Annotated in this window: 12 protein-coding genes and 2 pseudogenes; 7 read left to right on the top strand and 7 right to left on the bottom strand. The window is 69.6% G+C overall.

The genetic code is table 11. The features are described 5' to 3' along the window. Positions 1-26: 26 nt before the first annotated feature. The 3 genes from STVA_RS18055 to STVA_RS18045 form a co-directional block, all read right to left on the bottom strand. Positions 27-1,616 (bottom strand): ABC transporter substrate-binding protein, encoded by a 1,590-nt coding sequence (locus STVA_RS18055; RefSeq protein WP_123693501.1) that lies wholly within the window; start codon positions 1,614-1,616, stop codon positions 27-29. A gap of 68 nt (positions 1,617-1,684) precedes the next feature. Then, positions 1,685-3,388 carry a gamma-glutamyltransferase gene (gene ggt / locus STVA_RS18050; protein ID WP_123693503.1) on the bottom strand — a complete coding sequence of 568 codons (1,704 nt, stop codon included), beginning with the start codon at positions 3,386-3,388 and terminating at the stop codon, positions 1,685-1,687. A gap of 118 nt (positions 3,389-3,506) precedes the next feature. Further along, positions 3,507-4,721, bottom strand: a complete 1,215-nt coding sequence (locus STVA_RS18045) for a CaiB/BaiF CoA transferase family protein (RefSeq protein WP_123693505.1) — start codon at positions 4,719-4,721, stop codon at positions 3,507-3,509. Positions 4,722-4,838: 117 nt separating this feature from the next. On the opposite strand from STVA_RS18045, the gene STVA_RS18040 reads away from it, so the two are divergent. Beyond that, positions 4,839-5,759, top strand: a complete 921-nt coding sequence (locus STVA_RS18040) for a LysR substrate-binding domain-containing protein (RefSeq protein WP_123693507.1) — start codon at positions 4,839-4,841, stop codon at positions 5,757-5,759. 33 nt (positions 5,760-5,792) lie between these two features. Here STVA_RS18040 and ald read toward each other — a convergent pair whose 3' ends face one another. Both ald and aptA read right to left on the bottom strand, forming a co-directional pair. Then, a complete protein-coding gene (ald, locus tag STVA_RS18035) occupies positions 5,793-6,908 on the bottom strand; it encodes an alanine dehydrogenase (RefSeq protein ID WP_123693509.1) in 1,116 nt (371 codons plus the stop codon). Positions 6,909-6,976: 68 nt separating this feature from the next. Then, entirely contained in the window at positions 6,977-8,317 is a 1,341-nt protein-coding gene (gene aptA, locus STVA_RS18030) for an omega-aminotransferase AptA (RefSeq protein WP_245978469.1), read from the bottom strand. Positions 8,318-8,499: 182 nt separating this feature from the next. Between aptA and STVA_RS18025 the strand changes: the two genes are divergently transcribed. Beyond that, positions 8,500-9,354: a hypothetical protein gene (locus tag STVA_RS18025; protein ID WP_123693511.1), complete on the top strand. Its 855-nt coding sequence runs from the start codon at positions 8,500-8,502 to the stop codon at positions 9,352-9,354. 11 nt (positions 9,355-9,365) lie between these two features. On the opposite strand, the gene STVA_RS18020 is transcribed toward STVA_RS18025, so the two are convergent. Together STVA_RS18020 and STVA_RS18015 are read right to left on the bottom strand one after the other, a co-directional pair. Continuing rightward, a complete protein-coding gene (locus STVA_RS18020) occupies positions 9,366-9,965 on the bottom strand; it encodes a thiamine pyrophosphate-dependent enzyme (protein ID WP_245978470.1) in 600 nt (199 codons plus the stop codon). An 8-nt stretch (positions 9,966-9,973) separates the two neighbouring features. After that, a complete protein-coding gene (locus STVA_RS18015) occupies positions 9,974-10,510 on the bottom strand; it encodes a thiamine pyrophosphate-binding protein (protein ID WP_123693513.1) in 537 nt (178 codons plus the stop codon). Positions 10,511-10,630: 120 nt separating this feature from the next. Between STVA_RS18015 and epmA the strand changes: the two genes are divergently transcribed. The 5 genes and pseudogenes from epmA to STVA_RS17995 all read left to right on the top strand — a co-directional run bounded on the left by epmA (position 10,631) and on the right by STVA_RS17995 (position 15,582). After that, positions 10,631-11,707, top strand: a complete 1,077-nt coding sequence (epmA, locus tag STVA_RS18010; RefSeq protein ID WP_123693930.1) for an EF-P lysine aminoacylase EpmA — start codon at positions 10,631-10,633, stop codon at positions 11,705-11,707. 52 nt (positions 11,708-11,759) lie between these two features. After that, the gene (locus STVA_RS18005; protein WP_123693515.1) at positions 11,760-12,848 is read left to right on the top strand and encodes a polyamine ABC transporter substrate-binding protein; all 1,089 of its coding nucleotides are present in this window, start codon (positions 11,760-11,762) and stop codon (positions 12,846-12,848) included. 2 nt (positions 12,849-12,850) lie between these two features. Next, positions 12,851-13,225, top strand: a pseudogene (locus tag STVA_RS18000) (ABC transporter ATP-binding protein); the annotation flags it as partial. 2 nt (positions 13,226-13,227) lie between these two features. Then, positions 13,228-13,410, top strand: a pseudogene (locus STVA_RS28585) (ELWxxDGT repeat protein); the annotation flags it as partial. 15 nt (positions 13,411-13,425) lie between these two features. Beyond that, positions 13,426-15,582 (top strand): ELWxxDGT repeat protein, encoded by a 2,157-nt coding sequence (locus tag STVA_RS17995; protein WP_142235807.1) that lies wholly within the window; start codon positions 13,426-13,428, stop codon positions 15,580-15,582. Positions 15,583-15,586: the final 4 nt, after the last annotated feature.

Here is a 15,586-nt window from a genome sequence, read left to right as displayed (position 1 = left end):
CGATCCCCGGGGCTGCCGTCGCCGCCTCAGTTCTTCTCGATCGCCCAGAAGACGGGGATCGCGGAATCGATGAAGTTGCGCACGTTCGAGCGGTAGGCGGCGAAGTTGTTGTAGACGCCGAGCGGGATGTAGAAGACTTGATCGTAGGCGCGGGTCTGCATCTCGTCGGCGATCGCCTTCTGCTTCGCCGGGTCGGATTCGCGGGCGAACCGGGTCTTCAGTTCCTCGGTCTTCGGGTCGTTGACGAAGCCGGTATAGGACCCAGGCCCGCGCGCGTCGAAGTTCAGGTTGGCGAGCGGCGAGTAGAGGTCGAGCGAGGTGAAGACGGCGTTGGCGACGTTCCAGCCGCCCTCGGCCGCCGGCTTCTCCAGCGTGCGCCGCGACAGGAACGTGCTCCATTCCATCGTCTGGATCTCGGCATTGATGCCGATCGAGCGCATCACCTGCTGGGTCAGCGGCGCCAGGCCGCCGAAGCTGACGATGTTGGGGGTGATGATCACCACCTTCTCGCCCTTGTAGCTCGACTGCGCCAGCAGGGCCTTGGCCTTGGCAATGTCGGCTTCCACCGTCCCGACCACGCCGGCCTTGGATTCCAGCGGCGTGCCGCAGATGAACATGCCCGGACATATCTGGTAAGCGTCCGTGTCGCCAATGACGGCATCCATGAAATCGCGCTGGCTGACGGCCATCTGGACCGCCTGGCGCACCTTCACGTCGCTGAACGGCGGCTGGGACCAGTTGAAGCGGATGGTGGAGGCCGATAGGCCGGACCGCTTCTGCACGACGACGCCTGGGACACCGTCCAGCGTCGGCTTGATGTCGGCGGTCATGTTCTCGATCAGGTCGATCTCGCCCTTCTTCAGGGCGTTGACCGAGGCCTGCATGTCCGGGAACGAGATCCACTCGATGCGGTCGACCTTGGCCACCTTGCCGCCGGCCGTGCCGTTCGGCGCCTCGCTGCGCGGGACGTAGGCTGCGTTGCGTTCGTAGACGACCTTCACGCCGGGCTGGAACTCGCCGGCCACGAACTTGAATGGCCCCGAGCCGATGACCTCCGCGATGTTCTGGTCGGGCGGGGTGTCGGCGATCCGCTTGGGCATGATGAAGGGCACGAACGAACTGGGCTTGGACAGCGCCTGCAGCATCTGCCCGAACGGCTCCTTGAGGGCGATGCGGATGGTCTTCGCATCGAGCGCCGTCATGTCCTTCATGGCGCCGACGAGGCGGCGCCCGATCAGATCGCGCTTGGCCCAGCGCTGGAGCGAGGCGACGCAGTCCTCTGCCGTCACGGCCGACCCGTCGTGGAAGGCCAATCCATCGCGCAGGGTGAATTCGTATGTGAGCTTATCGTCGCTGACCGTCCAGCTCTTCACCATCTGCGGCTGCGGGTTGAAGGCAGCATCCAGCGAGAAGAGCGTGTCGTAGACGAGATAGCCGTGGTTGCGGGTGATGTAGGCGTTGGTCGTGATCGGATCGAGCACGCGCAGCGAGGCGTGGGGGGAGACCTTCAGCGTCTTCGGCTCGGCGGCCGCGGCTATGGCCGGTGTCGCCATCGTGGCGATCGCGGCCAGGCCGGCCAGGAGGAGGGAGGCGGCATCGCGACGGTTCAGCATCATGTCGGGTCCCCTGTTCGTTGGTTGACCGGCCGTTGCCCGGCCGTTCGTCGTGCGGTTCGGCGAGGCGTCTAAGGTTTCCGGTTGCGCGTCGGGTCGGGCCAGAAGGCGGTCTTGCGCCGCGCGAGGCCGCCGCCGACGCCCATCGGCGTGCCGTCGGCACGCCAGCACGAGGCCCCGGTCATGCTGCCGTCGGCATGGAACTCGATGGCGCCCATCCCGCCCGCGACATGGTCGACCGCCAGCACGTCATGGCCCATCGCCGCCAGGCGCGCGCGCACGGGCTCGGCGAAGCCGCGCTCCATCTCGGCTTCCTGGCCCCAGGTGAAGAGCCGCGGCGCCTCCACGGCCTCCTGCAAGGTCATGCCGTGGTCGACGATGTTGAGGATCGCCTGGAAGACGGCCGAGGGAATCCGGTGGGCGCCCGGCAGGCCCAGCGCGAAGTAGGGCTTGCCGCCCTTCATCGCGATAGTGGCCGATATGCCGCTGGTGATGCGCTTGCCCGGCTGCAGGGACAGCGCGTTCCCCGGATGCGGGTCGAACAGGTACATGTAGTTGGTGGGGATGATGCCGGTGCCGGGCACCAGGATGCGGGCGCCGAACAGGCTGTTGATCGTCTGTGTCGAGGTGACGACGTTGCCGGCCCCGTCGGCGATGGTGACGTGGGTGGTGTTGGCCGATTCCACCTCGAGAACGCGGGCCTTGAAGCTGCCGGCGCGATCGAGCGCGATCTCGGGCCGGCGCAGCTCGGCATAGGCCTTGGAGATGAGGCGCTCCACCGGCACTTTCACAAAGGCCGGGTCGGCGGTGGCCGCGCGCCGGTCGACGGCCGCGATCTTGAGCGCCTCGATCATCAGGTGCGTCGTCTCGGCCGTGCCGAAGCCCAGGGCGCGGACATCGAACGCCTCCACCAGATTCAGCATCTGCGCCACATGGACGCCGCCGGTGGCCGGCGGGTGGACGCCGACGATGTCGACGCCGCGATAGTTCACCCGCACCGGCTCGCGCCGGACGGTGCGATAGTCGACCAGGTCCTGCAGCGAGACGTAGGAGCCGGCCGCCCTGAGGTAGTCCGTCACCTTGCGGCCGAGCGGCCCGCCATAGAGGTGGTCGGGGCCGTTCTCGGCGATCTCCGTGAGGGTGCGGGCATAGTCCGGCTGGGCCAGCAGGACGCCGTCGTCGAGCGGCTTGCCGCCCGGCAGGAACATGGCCGAAATGTGCGGGTCGAGCGTCAGGTCGGCCGCCGTCTCTTCGATGCAGGAGGAAAGGTAGGGGGTGACGACGAAGCCCTTGGAAGCGTGCCGGATGGCCGGCTCCATGACCTGCTTCAGGGTGAGGGTGCCGAAGCTCTCCAGCGTCTCGCACCAGGCCTTCAGGTTGCCCGGCACCGGCACCGCCGAGGCGCCGACGCGGTTGCGACGTCCCTTGGTCTCCATGTAGTCAGGAAACGTGTCGGAGACCGGCTCGTAGCTGTCGGGCCGCGCATCGGCGGGGGCGGTCGCCAGCCCGTCGATGATGACCTCCCGCCCGTCCGCCAGGCGGATCAGCGCGGTGCCGCCGCCATAGATGCCGACCATCATCGGCTCGACCACGGTCAGTGTGAACAGGGCGGCAATCGTGGCGTCGATGGCGTTGCCGCCCATGGCCAGGATTTCGACGGCCGCAGCGGACGCCAGCGGATGGTTGGTGACGACCATCCCGCGCGCGGCCGTGACCGGCGTCTTCTCGCAGTTGAACAAGGTCCCGGCCCGAGAACGCCAACCGCTATCCGTCATCTTTCCGTCTCTCTCCGGAAATTGCCCCGTCACGACCGGGCCCGCCGGTGTCATTCTAGGAACCGGCTGATTGATCAGTCCAATAGGTGCTGATCGGAAATTCAATAAGTGCGAGTTCTCAGTCGGGGTCGCTGGTCTCGCCCTGCTGGGCAACTGCCTGCGTCTTGATCAGATGATCGACGCGCGCCGGGTGCAAGCCCTGCTCCAGCAGCACTTCGCGGGTGTGCTCGCCCAGGCCCGGCGCGAGGCGGCCGGGCGCCGGCTGGCTCTGGCTCCAGCGCCCGGGCACCCGCATCGAGCGAACAGCCCCCTCGGTCGGGTGTTCGACCACGGGGAAGAAGTCGACCGCCGCCAGGTGCGGGTCGGCAAGGATCGTCTCCAGCGTGTGCATCGGCGTGTGCGGCACGTCGAGCCGGTCCAGCAGCTCCTGCCATTCCGCCGTGGTGCGGTCCGGGAAGATGCCCGCCACCATCTCGTAGAGCTGGTCGATATGCAGGATCCGGCTGGCGTGGGTGGCAAAGCGCGGGTCGTCGAGCACCGTCTCCATCCCGACCGCGCCGAGGAAGCCGCGCCAGTGGCGGTCGTTGTAGATGAGGACGCAGAGATGGCCGTCGGCGGTGCGGTAGGGGCGCCGGCTGCGCGCCAGCAGCCGCGCGTAGCCACCCCCATCGAGCGGCGGCTCGAAGGTCAGGCCGCCCATGTGGTCGGCCAGCACCTGGCTCGCCACCGTCTCGAACATGGGGATGTCGATGCGCTGGCCCTGGCCGGTGCGTTGGCGGAAATAGAGCGCGCCCAGCACGGCGTTGACGACATGCAGGCCGACCGTGCGGTCGGCGATGTTGATGGGCACGTAGCGCGGCGTGCCGTCGCCCGTCGCCGCCAGCAGGGTGGGGATGCCGGCCGCCCCCTGCATCAGGTCGTCATAGGCCGGGCGGGCGGCATAGGGCCCGTCCTGGCCGTAGCCGAAGGCGCCGGCATAGATGATGGCGGGATTGACGGTGGCGACCGCCTCGTAGCCCAGGCCCAGCCGCGCCATGGCCTGGGGGCGGACATTATAGACCAGCACGTCGGCGGTGCGTGCCAGGTCCAGCACCACGTCGCGCCCTTCGGGGTGTTTCAGGTCGACGACGATGCTGCGCTTGCTGCGGTTGGCGTGCAGGAACATGCCGCCCATCGCACCGCTGCGGCTGGGGCCGACCTGGCGGATGATGTCGCCCTGCGGCCCCTCCACCTTCACCACGTCGGCGCCCATGTCGCCCAGGATCGTGGTCGCGTAGGGCCCCATCAGCACGGTGGTGAGGTCGAGGATGCGTACTCCGTCCAGTGGCCCCATGCTGCTCCGGCCTCGCGCTGCGGGTGACGTCCGGGCCGATGTTTGACGGTGGGGAAATCATTAGTCTAATATTTCAAAACTTCGATTTCGATAATCAGGACTTCTCAATCGACCGCCATGGAAGAGGAAGCGCGGCCCGCCCCGGGGCAACTGGAACTGCGCCACCTGCGCTACTTCATGGCCCTGGCCGAGGAACTGAACTATGGCCGCGCGGCCCAGCGGCTGGGGATCGCCCAGCCGGGACTGAGCCAGCAGATCAAGCGGCTGGAGGAGGTGGTCGGCGCCCTGCTGATCGACCGGACCCAGCGCGCGGTGCGGCTGACGACGGCGGGCGAGCTGTTCCTGGCCGGCGCCACCCGCACGATGCGCCAGGTGGAGCAGGCCGTCCTGGCCGCACAGCGCGCGGAACGGGGGGAACTGGGCCGGCTTACGGTGGGATATGTCGGATCGGCCGCCTATGTCGGCGCGCTCACCTCGATGATCTCGGCCTTCCGGGCCGACCATCCGGACATCGAGCTCGAGATCGCCGAGATGGAGATGCGCTCGCAGCTGGCGGCCATCGACGAGGGCCGGCTCGACATCTGCTACATCCGCCCGCCGGTGGAGATCCCGGTCGGCATCACGACGCTGTCGATCCTGCACGAGGAGATCGTGCTGGCCATCCCGGCAAGCCACCCCCTGGCCGACCTGGCCGAGGTGCCGCTGGAGCGGTTCGAGGGCGAGACCTTCATCACCCCCCACCATCCGCCCGACGTCAGCTTCCACCACCACACCCTGACGGCGTGCCGCGAGGCCGGATTCTTTCCGCGCACCGGGCCGCAGGGGCGGGAGTTCGTGACCGTGGCCACCATGGTGGCGGTGGGGCTGGGGGTGGCGCTGGTGCCGCAGTCGCTGCGCTGCATCGAGCTGCCGGGGGTGCGCTACAAGCGCGTCGCCAATCTTGGCGTCACGGCCGAACTGGCGCTGGCCTATCGCCGGACGGAGCCCTCGACGGTGGCCCGCGCCTTCGTCCGCCACGCCCGGCGCTTCATCACCTGACGCCGCCTGCGCGGCGCCAGGAGATGGCGCGGATCAGGCGATGGCGCGGTCGGGTGGCACGAAGGCCAGGCCCAGGTCGCGCGCGACCGCCGGATGGGTGACCCGGCCGGAGCAGATGTTGAGGCCGGCCAGCAGGTGCTTGTCGTCGGCCAGGGCCTGGCGATAGCCCTTGTTGGCGAGCGCCACGACGAAGGGCAGGGTGGCGTTGTTCAGCGCGAAGGTCGAGGTGCGGGCGACCGCACCCGGCATGTTGGTGACGCAGTAATGGACGACGCCGTCGACGACATAGGTCGGGTCGGCATGGGTGGTCGGCCGGCTGGTCTCGAAGCAGCCGCCCTGGTCGATCGAGATGTCGACCATGACCGCGCCCTTCTTCATGCCGGCCACCATCTTGCGGGTCACCAGCTTGGGCGCGGCCGCACCCGGCACCAGCACCGCGCCGATCACCAGGTCGGCCTCGCGCACATGCTTCTCGATGTTGTCGACCGTCGAGAAGATGGTGTTCAGCTTGGCGCCGAACTGCAGGTCGAGCTCGTAGAGGCGGTGGATCGACCGGTCGATGACGACGACGGAGGCTTCCAGGCCCATGGCCATGCGCGCGGCGTTGGTGCCGCTGACGCCGCCGCCCAGAATGACGACGCGGGCCGCCGGCACGCCCGGCACGCCGCCCAGCAGCATGCCGGCGCCGCCCTGTTCCTTCTCCAGGCAGTGGGCGCCGACCTGCACCGACATGCGACCGGCAACCTCGCTCATCGGCGCCAGCAAGGGCAGGGCGCCGCGATGGTCGGTGACGGTCTCGTAGGCGATGCCGACCACGCCGGACTGCACCAGCCCCTGGGTCAGTTCCTTGTCGGCGGCGAGATGGAGATAGGTGAACAGCACCTGGCCGTCGCGCAGCATGGCGACCTCGCCCGGCTGCGGCTCCTTCACCTTCACGATCATGTCGGCCGCGGCGAAGACCTCGGCGGCGGTGCCGGCGATGGTGGCGCCCACGGCGCGATAGTCGTCGTCGGAGAAGCCGATGCCGCCGCCGGCCGCCGTCTCGACCACGACCTCATGCCCGTGATGGACCAGTTCCCGTACGCTGCCCGGCACGAGGCCGACGCGATACTCGTGGGTCTTGATCTCCTTGGGAATGCCGACGCGCATGGGGATGCTCCATCAAATAAGAACCCCGCGCCGATGGGGCGGCGCGGGGTCGGGTCGTCCGGCAGGGCTCAGGCGGCTTCTTTGAGGACGTCGCCCAGGGTGCCGAAGATCTCGTCGATATGCCCCTTGCCGCAGATCAGCGGCGGCGACAGGGCGATGATGTCGGCGGTGTAGCGGATCAGCAGGCCGCGCTCGAAGCACTTCACGAACGCGTCGTAGGCCCGCGCCGTCGGCTTGCCGGCCAGCGGGTCGAGCTCGACCGCCGCCACCAGGCCCAGGTTGCGGATGTCGACGACGTGCGGGTGGTCCTTCAGGCTGTGGGCGGCGTCCTCCCAGTAGCCGTGCAGTTCGGCCGAGCGCTCGAACAGCCCTTCCTCGGCGTAGGTGTCGAGCGTGGCCAGGGCTGCCGCGCAGGCCACCGGATGGCCGGAATAGGTGTAGCCGTGGAACAGCTCGATCATGTTCTCCGGGCCGTTCATGAAGGCATCGTAGATGCCCTTGCGCAGGATCACGGCACCCATCGGGATGGTGCCGTTGGTGATGCCCTTGGCGCAGGTGATCAGGTCGGGAACGACGCCGAAATAGTCGGTGGCGAAGCCCTTGCCGAGGCGCCCGAAGCCGGTGATGACCTCGTCGAAGATCAGCAGGATGCCGTGCTTGGAGCAGATCTCGCGCAGGCGCTTCAGGTAGCCCTTGGGCGGGATCAGCACGCCGGTCGAACCGGCCACCGGCTCGACGATCACGGCCGCGATGGTCGACGGGTCGTGCAGCGCGCAGAGCTTTTCCAGGTCGTCGGCCAGGTGGGCGCCCCATTCGGGCTCGCCGCGGGTGAAGGCCTGCTTGGAGCGGTCATGGGTGTGGGGCAGGTGGTCGACGCCGGGCAGCATGGCGCCGAACTGCTTGCGGTTGCCCGAGATGCCGCCGACCGAGATGCCGCCGAAGCCGACGCCGTGATAGCCGCGCTCGCGCCCGATCAGGCGGGTGCGATGGCCCTCGCCGCGGGCGCGGTGATAGGCAATGGCCATCTTCAGCGCGGTGTCGACCGCCTCGGAGCCCGAATTGGCGAAGAAGACGTGGTCGAGGTCTTCCGGCATCATCGCCGCCAGGCGCGAGGCCAGCTCGAACGGCAGGGGATGGCCCATCTGGAAGTTGGGGGCATAGTCCAGCTTGGCGACCTGGTCCTGCACCGCCTTCACGATCTTCGGCCGGGCATGTCCGGCATTGACGCACCAGAGGCCGGCCGTGCCATCCAGCACCTTGCGGCCGTCGGCCGCGACATAGTGCATGTCCTCGGCCCCGACCATCATCCGGGGCGCCTTCTTGAACTGCCGGTTCGCGGTGAACGGCATGAAGAAGGCTTCGAGGTTGTTCGGCATCTGGGTGGCGGTCTTGGATTCGTAGCCGGCCATGGTCAGGGCTCTCCGGGGGGAAGCGGCGGATGGCGCGGAAACTAGCATGTCCGGGCCGCCGACCGGAATGGCGAGGCGTGTCGCAGGCGTGCCCGCCCGGCATGGCTGAAACGCCGGAGCTCGGCCTGCGTTGGTCCATGGACGGGAAATGTTGCCCCGCCGCAAGGGAGCGATGTCAGGCGATGACGGTCTATCTCCATGTCGGCCCCCACAAGACCGGGACGACCGCCGTGCAGCGGGCGATGTCGCGCAATGCGGGCCTGGTCTATCCCGCCGTGAAGCGGCTGGGGCCGGGCCATGCGCTGCTGGCCTGGCAGTCGATCGGCAGCCCGCAGCGTCCGGCAGAACCGGACCTGCTGCTGGACGTCGTCCGCGCCCAGCTCCGCGCGGACGCGCCGCTTGTCCTGTCCTCGGAGGAATTCTCGACCAGTATCATGCCCGGGCGCAGCGCCGAGGCCCTGGTGCGTCTGGCCGATACCTTCCCGGTGGAGCTGATCGTCACCCTGACACCGGCCGTCGAGCGGGCGGTGTCCATGGCGCAGGAGGTGGTGAAGCACGGCCAGCCGGTCGATTTCCACGACGAGGCGGCGATGCGCGCGATCGTGCGGGACCGGCCCGGCCTGCAGCCCGACCTGCCGGAGCGCCTGATGGGGCTCGCGAACTGGCGCGCCGTGCATTTCGTGCTGGCCGACCGCAGCCGCCGCGACCGGCTGTTCGAGATCTTCTCGGCCATCCTGGGGGTCCCCATCCGGCACGACCCCGACGACCGGATGTACCTCAACAGCCGCTATTGCTACGCCGAGATGGCGATCCTGTCGGCCCTGAACCGCATCTCGCCCGGCAGCGGGCTGGTCGAACTGCGGACGGCCGCCCGCCAGGCGCTGCTGGCGGCGCGCGCCAGCCTGCCGGATATCGCTGCCGTCGACTACCCGCCGCTACCGCACCCGCTCGCCCGGGAGCTCGATCAGCTCTGGGGCGACCAGCTTCAGCGGATGGAGGCTTGGGATGCGGCCGGCACCGCGCGCCTCCACCGCTAGGTAGTGAACCCTCAGGCTTCGCCCAGCACCGCCTGGCGGAAGCGGTCCTTGAGGTAGGCGCCGTCCTTGGGCGGCAGCACGAAGGGCAGCTTCTCGGCCATGATTTTGGCGACGGCGAAGACCGGCCCGGGGGTGTTGCGGGCGGCCTCGACCAGGGCCGGGATGTCGGCGTCGGTACGCGCGGTCAACGTCGTGGCCCAGCCGGCTGCGGCCGCCATGCCGGCCAGGTCGACCCCGGCATGGGTCGGCGTCGGCTGCATGCCGGTCTCGCCGAAATGCTCGTTGTCGAGCACGACGACGGCCAGGTTGGCGGGCCGCTTCATGGCGACGGTGGCGAGGCTGCCGACGCTCATCAGCATCTCGCCGTCGCCCGCCAGCACCAGCACGCGCTTGTCCGGCTGCGCCAGCGCCAGGCCCAGGCCCATCATCGTGGCGCCGCCCATGGCGCCCCACAGGAAGAAGGTGCGCGGGTCGTCGCCGGCAGCCGCCGCGTCGTAGGTCGGCGTGCCGAGCCCGGTGACGACCAGCAGGCGCTCGTCGCGGCCCTCCAGCAGCCGGGCGACCAGGGGGCGGCGGTGGATGGTGGGGGTGGTCATCGTTCGGGTGGTCATGGCGGGGCTCACTCGTTCACGAAGGCCTTGGCGCCGATCAGGCGCTGGGACAGCAGGACCGCCACCGGGCGACCGCCCTCGAAGGTGAAGCGGGCGGCGTTGGCCACCGTCGGTCCGACATCCTCGGCCCGGTCGCAGCGATAGCAGGTGACGTGCATGGCGGTCAGCACCGCTTCGGTCGCCAGGCCCATGGCGTTCTGCCACGGGTTGAACTCGCCATACTCGCCCCGCATCGTCACGATCATCATGAAGGGCATGCGGCAGGTCTGCGGCAGCGACAGCATGTTGATGCAGTTGCCGACGCCGCTCGACTGCACCAGCAGCACGCCGCGCTGGCCGCCCAGATGGGCGCCGCACAGCATGGCCACGCCCTCTTCCTCGGTCGTCAGCGTCACCGTCTGCATGTTGTTGTCGGCTTCGCAGCTCTTGATCAGGCGGGCATGGCCTGCATCGGGAACATGCGCCACCTGGCGGATGTCGGCGGCCTTCAGCGCACGGTAGATATCGTCCGGCCAGGTCGGCGCGGCTGGGGCGGCTTCACTCATGGTCGGGGGCTCGCGGACCGGGAAGGGAAGGCGAACGCTACCCACCCATACCCGGGCGCGCAACCCGGCTCTTTCCCGTCGCGCGGCAATGGCCTATCAGGCGCGGCCTTGGAGGCGCCGATGAACCCGACCCCATCCTGCCCAGCCATGCCCTGGTGGCACCGCGACCGTTTTTCCGCCCGGCTGCCGACGCTGGCGCGCCGCGCCGCCCTGGTGCGGGCGGTGCGCGCCTGGTTCGACCAGCGCGACTTCCTGGAGGTGGAGACGCCGGCACTCCAGGTGTCGCCGGGGCTGGAGCCGCACCTGATCGCGTTCGCGACCGACCTGGAGGGGGCCGATGGGCGCGTGCGGCGGCGCATGCACCTGCACACCTCGCCCGAATTCGCCATGAAGAAGCTGCTGGTCGGCGGCGCGCCCCGCATCTACCAGCTTGCGCGCGTCTTCCGGAACCGCGAGGGCAGCCGCCTGCACAGCCCGGAATTCACCCTGCTGGAATGGTATCGCGCCGGCGCCGGCTGGCGGGACCTGGTCGACGATTGCCAGGGGCTGCTGCGGGCTGCCCTGCGGGCGGCGGGCGGCGACGTCTTCCGCATGGGCGACGCGGTCGCCGACCCCTTCGCCGACTGGACCATCGTCAGCGTCGCCGAGGCCTTCCACCGCTGGGCCGGTATCGACCTGATGGCCGCGACCGACGATCCGGCTGCCCCGTCGGCTGGCCCCCTGGCCGCGGCGGCGGCGGCAATCGGCATCGACGCCCGCCCGGGCGACGACTGGGAGACGATCTTCTTCCGCATCTTCCTGGAGCGGATCGAGCCGCATCTGGGGCAGGGGGTGCCGACGGTCCTGCACGACTACCCCATCTCCATGGCGGCCCTGTCGCGGCAGAGTGCCGACGACCCGCGCGTGGCCGAGCGGTTCGAGCTCTATGTCTGCGGCGTCGAACTCGCCAACGCCTTCGGCGAGCTGACCGATGCCCGCCTGCAACGCGCCCGCTTCATCGCCGACATGGACCGCAAGGAGCAGCTCTACGGCATGCGCTATCCGGTCGACGAGGATTTCCTGGCAGCCCTGGAGCATGGCATGCCCGAGAGTGCGGGCATCGCGCTCGGCATCGACCGGCTGGCGATGCTGGCGACCGGAGCCGCCCATATCGACGCGGTGCTGTGGGCGCCGGTCGATGGCGGGCCGGAACGTTGACAGGGCCGGCCGGCGCGGGTGAAGTCGGGCCCACAGAAGGGGGAGATTCATCATGCGGGGTCTGATTGCCGGCCTGGCGCTGGCCGTCCTCGGCGCGGCCGGCGCCGGCGCGCAGGAACGGACGGTCAACGTCTATAACTGGAGCGACTATATCGACCCCAAGACCGTGCCCGGCTTCCAGGCCGAGACCGGCATCAAGGTCGTGTACGACGTCTATGATTCCAACGAGATCCTCGAGGCCAAGCTGCTGACCGGGCGGTCGGGCTATGACGTCGTGGTGCCGACCAACTCGCCCTTCTTCGTCCGCCAGCTTGCCGCCGGCGTGTACCAGAGCCTCGACCGCGACAAGATCAAGAACTGGGACAAGCTCGACCCCAGGATCATGGAGCTGCTGGCCAAGTACGACCCGCAGAACGCCTACAGCATCCCCTGGATGTGGGGCACTTCGGGCATCGGCTACAACGTGCAGAAGGTGCGCGCGGTGATGCCCGACGCGCCGCTCGACAGCCTGGCCCTGCTGATGGACCCGGCCATCGTGTCGCGCTTCGCCAAGTGCGGTGTGATGATGCTGGATTCGCCGACCGACGTGATCTCGGCCGCGCTCAAGTATTTGGGCCGGGACCCGGACAGCAAGTCGAAGGAGGACCTGGACGCGGCCGCTGCCCACCTGCAGAAGGTGCGCCCGCATGTCCGCAAGTTCCATTCGTCGGAATACATCAACGCGCTCGCCAACGGCGACATCTGCATCGCGTTTGGCTTCTCGGGCGACGTGATCCAGGCGATGAACCGCGCCCGGGAGGCCAAGCGCGGCGTCGAGATCAGCTACAGCATCCCCAAGGAAGGCGCCCTGTTCGCGGTCGACGTGCTGGCGATCCCCTCCTCGGCCAAGAACGTCGACGAGGCGCATGCCTTCATCGACTACCTGATGCGGCCGGAGGTGTCGGCCCAGGCGTCGTCCTTCATCGGCTATGCCAGCGGCAACAAGGCAGCACTGCCGATGGTGGCGGCGGCCGTACGCGACGACCCGCGCGTCTACCCGCCCCAGGCCGTGGTCGACCGCTTCTATACGCTGACCCCGGGCGATGCGGCCTACGAGCGGCTGCGGACGCGGGCCTGGACCCGCGTCAAGACCGGCCGCTGACGGTGGGGGAGGAGCCGGCACGGGCGGCCCCGCGCCGCGCCGCGCCTGAGCCCTGGGAGGAACCCGGCGCGCAGCCGATCCTGCGCGTGACGGGCGTCAGCCGCCGCTACGGGCCGGTGACGGCGGTCGACGACGTCTCGCTCGACATCCACCGGGGGGAGGTGTTCTCGCTGCTGGGCGGGTCGGGCAGCGGCAAGACCACGCTCTTGCGCATGCTGGCCGGCTTCGAGCTGCCCGATGCCGGCCGGGTGGAGATCGACGGTGCCGACATGACCGGGGTGCCGCCCTATGCGCGGCCGGTCAACATGATGTTCCAGTCCTATGCGCTCTTCCCGCATATGTCGGTGGAGCGCAATGTCGGCTTCGGCCTGGTGCAGGGATCGCGGCGACGGCCGCCGACGGCGTCCGCGCGCTCTGGCGGATCGGCGACACCGTCGAGCGGCTGACGGCGGTTGGGGTCGACGTCGCGGGCGCACCGGGCGCCCTGCTCGATGGCTGGCTCTACTTCACCGCCACCGACGCCGACCACGGCGCGGAGCTGTGGCGGACGGATGGCACCGCCGACGGCACCGCGCTGGTGGCCGACATCATCGCCGGGGTCACGGGCAGCGAGCCCGGCCCGCCCGCCGTCCTGGGCGAGGCGATCCTGTTTGCCGCCGGCGCGCCGGGCGACACGGAGCTGTGGCGGTTCGACGGGACGACGGTCTCCCGGGTGGCGGACATCCTGCCGGGAGCGATCGGCTCCGAGCCGGCCGGCTTCGCGGTGCTGGACGGCATCGCCTACTTCTCGGCGGCGGATGTCCGGGGGCGCGAGATTTGGCGCTCGGATGGCACGGCCGACGGCACCCGACTGGTCGCCGATATCAAAGAAACCGGATCGAGTGAGCCGGAGGATCTGGTCGTCCTCGACGGGCGCCTGTTCTTCAATGCCGATGATGGCGTCCATGGCCGCGAATTGTGGGTGTCCGACGGCACCCCCGAAGGCACGGGCATGCTGGTCGACATCAACCCCGCGGGCACCGGGCTGCCGCGGGGCATGGTGGTAATAGAGGCCGCAGCGCCGGCCGCCGACACCATCCCGCCCGATAGCTGGGTCCAGTCAGGGCCGCCGGTCGATACGGATTCGACCACCGCCACCTTCGTCTTCTCTTCCGACGAGGAGGGGGTGCGGTTCGAGACGGCCCTGGACGGCGGGCAATGGCAGGCCGCAGGTGCGTCGGCCACCTTCACGGGCCTAGCCCCGGGCGATCATGTCCTGCTGGTGCGGGCGATCGACGGCGCCGGCAACGCCGATCCGACGCCGGCCATCTACCCCTGGTCGATCGGCGCCCCATCCCCCGACACCATTCCGCCCGATACGGTCATCCAGTCCGGCCCGCCCGTCACGGGCGATGCCGGGCGCGACGCCACCTTCGTCTTCGGGTCCGACGAGGACCAGGCCGCGTTCGAGGTGTCGCTGGACGGTGGTCCGTACATGACCGTCCTCAACCCGCTGGTGATGCGCGACCTGGCAACGGGCCAGCATGCCTTGCTGGTCCGCGCGGTCGACCCGGCGGGCAACGTCGATCCGACGCCCGCGGCCTATTCCTGGACAGTTGGCGCCGATTCCGGGGGGCCGGGTGCGGTTATCCGCACCGGCCCCGCCGCCAGCAGCACAGCCGCCGTCGCCATCTTCGACCTGGAGGATGCACCGGCCGGCCGGTCGTTCGAGGGGCGGTTGGACGGCGGCACGTGGCAGCCGGCGGGCGATCCCGTCGCCCTGTTCGGCCTGACGGCCGGGCCGCATCGCTACGAGGTGCGCATGGTCGGCGCCGGGGCCGACCCGACACCCGCCGCCTGGACCTGGACGATCGCGCCGGAGCCGGCCGTCACCGATCCGGGGCCGGCCCCGGTTGCCGGCGGCAAGATCCTGGTCGTCGAGCACTTCACCGATCTGCTCGACCCCGCCATCGGCGACGATGTCGGCTGGATCCAGACCCGCGATTCCATCCGGATGCCGGACGGCGTCGCCAACCTGACCCTGCTCGGGGCGGACGAACTGAACGCCGATGGCAACGACCGGGCCAACCTCATGCTGGGCAATGCCGCCGCCAACATCCTGCTGGGCCAGGGCGGCCGGGATGCCATCCATGGCGGCGCTGGCGGCGACTTCCTGGCGGGTGGCCTGGGGGACGACACGATCCTGGGCGATGAGGATGCGGAGGGCGCGTCCGGCGATGACACGATCTGGGGCGGGCAGGGCAACGACAGCATCCTGGGCGGGGCCGGGCGTGACGCGCTGAACGGCGACCTGGGTGCCGACACGCTGCTGGGCGGTGCCGATGCCGACACGCTGAACGGCGGGGCCGGCGACGACCGCCTGGATGCCGGCAGCGGTGCCGACCTTCTGCGCGGCGGCCGCGGCGACGACTTGCTGCTGGGCGGGGCCGGGGCCGACACGCTGGCGGGCGATCTCGGGTCCGACACGCTGTGGGGCGGCGAGGGGGCGGACCAGTTCCTGACCATGACCGCCGCGGCCGATCCTGGCGCTGTCGATGTCGTGGCCGACTTCACGGTCGGCGTGGATCGCCTGTGGATCGACGCCGCCACCGGCATCATCGACGAGGCCACCTTCCGGGCGCGCGCCCATGACGGTGGCGAGATGACCTTGCTGGACCTGGGCCAGAACGGCTGGATAGTGCTGCTGGGCCTTCGGCCCGACGAGATCGGGCTGGCCGATCTCCTGATCCTGTAGCGCC

Origin of the sequence: Stella humosa (genome assembly GCF_006738645.1) — a bacterium.
Taxonomy (GTDB): domain Bacteria; phylum Pseudomonadota; class Alphaproteobacteria; order ATCC43930; family Allostellaceae; genus Allostella; species Allostella humosa.
Note: the sequence above shows the minus strand (reverse complement) of the source record. Positions and strands in the feature narration are given on the sequence as shown.

Bases quoted from the DNA above. Each gene is read 5' to 3' on its own strand.
- STVA_RS18005 (WP_123693515.1), top strand. From the start codon at position 11,760: ATGCGGGGTCTGATTGCCGGCCTGGCGCTGGCCGTCCTCGGCGCGGCC.
- STVA_RS18055 (WP_123693501.1), bottom strand. From the start codon at position 1,616: ATGATGCTGAACCGTCGCGATGCCGCCTCCCTCCTCCTGGCCGGCCTG.
- STVA_RS18015 (WP_123693513.1), bottom strand. From the start codon at position 10,510: ATGAGTGAAGCCGCCCCAGCCGCGCCGACCTGGCCGGACGATATCTAC.
- ald (WP_123693509.1), bottom strand. From the start codon at position 6,908: ATGCGCGTCGGCATTCCCAAGGAGATCAAGACCCACGAGTATCGCGTC.
- aptA (WP_245978469.1), bottom strand. From the start codon at position 8,317: ATGGCCGGCTACGAATCCAAGACCGCCACCCAGATGCCGAACAACCTC.
- STVA_RS18025 (WP_123693511.1), top strand. From the start codon at position 8,500: ATGACGGTCTATCTCCATGTCGGCCCCCACAAGACCGGGACGACCGCC.
- STVA_RS18020 (WP_245978470.1), bottom strand. From the start codon at position 9,965: ATGACCACCCGAACGATGACCACCCCCACCATCCACCGCCGCCCCCTG.
- STVA_RS18040 (WP_123693507.1), top strand. From the start codon at position 4,839: ATGGAAGAGGAAGCGCGGCCCGCCCCGGGGCAACTGGAACTGCGCCAC.
- STVA_RS18045 (WP_123693505.1), bottom strand. From the start codon at position 4,721: ATGGGGCCACTGGACGGAGTACGCATCCTCGACCTCACCACCGTGCTG.
- ggt (WP_123693503.1), bottom strand. From the start codon at position 3,388: ATGACGGATAGCGGTTGGCGTTCTCGGGCCGGGACCTTGTTCAACTGC.
- epmA (WP_123693930.1), top strand. From the start codon at position 10,631: ATGAACCCGACCCCATCCTGCCCAGCCATGCCCTGGTGGCACCGCGAC.